The sequence below is a fragment of the Synechococcus sp. H55.10 genome, assembly GCF_047502715.1.
Classification (GTDB): Bacteria; Cyanobacteriota; Cyanobacteriia; order Thermostichales; family Thermostichaceae; genus Thermostichus.
Genome location: NZ_JANSJJ010000126.1, coordinates 1 through 811, shown reverse-complemented (window position 1 = coordinate 811; position 811 = coordinate 1). Strand labels below are relative to the sequence as shown.

General features: G+C 54.1%; 1 protein-coding gene. It reads right to left on the bottom strand.

The genetic code is table 11. From position 1 onward, the window contains the following. Positions 1-566: 566 nt before the first annotated feature. The coding region (locus NW858_RS08940; protein ID WP_414520319.1) for a hypothetical protein at positions 567-811 on the bottom strand (245 nt) is incomplete at its 5' end.

The following is an 811-nucleotide window of genomic DNA, read 5'->3' as shown; positions in this document are numbered from 1 at the left end:
GCCTAAGGAAACTCAACCCAAGGCTAACCCAAATCCGGCAAGATAAAGAGGAGATAAAGCTTCGGATTCCGCAAGATAGCTCTCGCCTAAAAATAGCTTTATCTGCCCTCAACGCAGCCTCCGTGAAGCTTCTATGAAGCTGCCATAGAGCGAAGATTCAGGAGGCTCTAGCTCAAACATTGCCTTCGAGGCCCGCTCGCTGTTGGGTAGAGCTATCTGCTTCCAGAAAGTCGTGATCCTCAAGGCTACCGGGATCCAGGTAATCAGGCAGCGGCTTGCCACTCCCCCGACTAAAGTTGGGGAATTCTTACGCAGTCCACAAACAGACTTGCAAAAGTGCTGTCAAGACACCCCTGCACAGTTCCCTAAGGCAAAGCCCCGAGGTTCTGCTTACTTTGCTGTTCGCGTCAGCGGGGTAGAGTCCTTGCGAATTGGCACCCGCGTTGACTAGCCACCCCTTCCCGGTTTGGTACAGTCCTCGCTTCACGGCGGTTTGGAAAGCCCCTGTTGCGCCACTTGGGGCTCTTTCTCACCCGGAGTGGAGTTTAAGTACAGGGTTTCTTCTCTCAGGCTGTTGCCATAGCCTTCACGGCTTTCAGAACGAGATAATCTAACATACCAGTGTTCTCTTCGCCGCGGTAATTAAAAGTGGAGCGCACCAGCCACAGCCCTTGCCGTGTACGGCAGCAGAGGTTCAACAGTGTGCGAGCCAGAATTTGTTGACGCGCCTGTAGGTCTTGGGCCGCGTCGAAAACCTCCCCATCCCATTCCGGCGTCAGCACACGGCTGTTGTAAAGCACACGCCAGAGAG